This is a genomic window from Sporosarcina sp. D27 (assembly GCF_000586555.1).
Classification (GTDB): Bacteria; Bacillota; Bacilli; order Bacillales_A; family Planococcaceae; genus Sporosarcina.
The window spans coordinates 1-1,430 of the sequence record NZ_AZUC01000003.1 but is presented as its reverse complement, the minus strand read 5'-3'; the positions used below and the strand labels follow the sequence as shown (position 1 = coordinate 1,430).

At 47.9% G+C, this 1,430-nt stretch carries 9 tRNA genes and 2 rRNA genes; all 11 read left to right on the top strand.

The annotated features are described in order from the left end of the window. Positions 1–221: 221 nt before the first annotated feature. Positions 222–337, top strand: a 5S ribosomal RNA gene (gene rrf / locus N693_RS0100065). A gap of 24 nt (positions 338–361) precedes the next feature. Continuing rightward, a tRNA-Val gene (locus N693_RS0100060) sits at positions 362–437 on the top strand. A gap of 8 nt (positions 438–445) precedes the next feature. Then, positions 446–521, top strand: a tRNA-Thr gene (locus tag N693_RS0100055). Positions 522–529: 8 nt separating this feature from the next. Continuing rightward, positions 530–605, top strand: a tRNA-Lys gene (locus tag N693_RS0100050). A gap of 36 nt (positions 606–641) precedes the next feature. Then, positions 642–723: transfer RNA gene (locus tag N693_RS0100045), tRNA-Leu, on the top strand. Between the two features lie 8 nt (positions 724–731). After that, a tRNA-Gly gene (locus N693_RS0100040) sits at positions 732–806 on the top strand. 11 nt (positions 807–817) lie between these two features. Beyond that, positions 818–906, top strand: a tRNA-Leu gene (locus N693_RS0100035). Positions 907–927: 21 nt separating this feature from the next. After that, positions 928–1,004: transfer RNA gene (locus tag N693_RS0100030), tRNA-Arg, on the top strand. A gap of 19 nt (positions 1,005–1,023) precedes the next feature. Then, positions 1,024–1,100, top strand: a tRNA-Pro gene (locus N693_RS0100025). Between the two features lie 16 nt (positions 1,101–1,116). Next, positions 1,117–1,189 (top strand) — tRNA-Ala (locus N693_RS0100020). A 148-nt stretch (positions 1,190–1,337) separates the two neighbouring features. After that, positions 1,338–1,430: ribosomal RNA gene (locus tag N693_RS0100015) — 16S ribosomal RNA — on the top strand; the annotation flags it as partial.

Sequence of the window (1,430 nt, the reverse complement as noted above, 5' to 3'; positions counted from 1 at the left end):
ACAGAGGATGGGTTTGAAGATGGGTACGGCAACGTTCAGCAGCTTGCTGAGTACCGAAATTATGAAAATGCAATTGGATTTTCACATCGATTCACAACGTTAGAATTAGTGGTTTTATCCAGTTTTGAATGAACAAATTGTTCTTTCAAAAAATGTCTTGTATATTACATAGTTTGTAGTATATAATATAAAATGTCTTTGAAAAAAGACAAGCACACTTGTCTGGTAATGATGGCGAAGAGGTCACACCCGTTCCCATACCGAACACGGAAGTTAAGTTCTTCAGCGCCGATGGTAGTAGGGGGCTTCCCCTTGTGAGAGTAGGACGTTGCCAGGCAAGCGCAGTAATGCGTGATATTATGGAGGATTAGCTCAGCTGGGAGAGCATCTGCCTTACAAGCAGAGGGTCGGCGGTTCGAGCCCGTCATCCTCCACCATACTTTGTGCCGGTGTAGCTCAACTGGTAGAGCAACTGACTTGTAATCAGTAGGTTGAGGGTTCAAGTCCTTTCGCCGGCACCACTTAGTACGAGCCATTAGCTCAGTTGGTAGAGCATCTGACTTTTAATCAGAGGGTCGCAGGTTCGAATCCTGCATGGCTCACCATTTCTGTAATTAAATTACAGACTATCTAGAGATTATGCGGGTGTGGCGGAATTGGCAGACGCGCTAGACTTAGGATCTAGTGCCTTCGGGCGTGGGGGTTCAAGTCCCTTCACCCGCATCTCTTATGCGGAAGTAGTTCAGTGGTAGAATACGACCTTGCCAAGGTCGGGGTCGCGGGTTCGAATCCCGTCTTCCGCTCCATTGATTTTTTTGCCGGGGTGGCGGAACTGGCAGACGCACAGGACTTAAAATCCTGCGGTAGGTGACTACCGTACCGGTTCGATTCCGGTTCTCGGCACCATTTTCATTTCGTGAATAATTTGCGCCCGTAGCTCAATTGGATAGAGCGTCTGACTACGGATCAGAAGGTTGTGGATTCGACTTCTGCCGGGCGCGCCAATTTTATATTTTTTTGGAACGGGAAGTAGCTCAGCTTGGTAGAGCACTTGGTTTGGGACCAAGGGGTCGCAGGTTCGAATCCTGTCTTCCCGACCATTTTTATCTTTAATACGGGGCCTTAGCTCAGCTGGGAGAGCGCCTGCCTTGCACGCAGGAGGTCAGCGGTTCGATCCCGCTAGGCTCCACTCTATGAACCTTGAAAACTGAACAGCAAAATGTCAACGAATTATCGTTTGGGAAACCGGTTCTGCCGGTGAACAAACACAAACAGATCTTAATCGATCTGATAGACATCTTAAATGATGCCAGTACGAATTGAGCAATCAATTCTCTTTTATGGAGAGTTTGATCCTGGCTCAGGACGAACGCTGGCGGCATGCCTAATACATGCAAGTCGAGCGAATCAATAGGAGCTTGCTCCTTGAG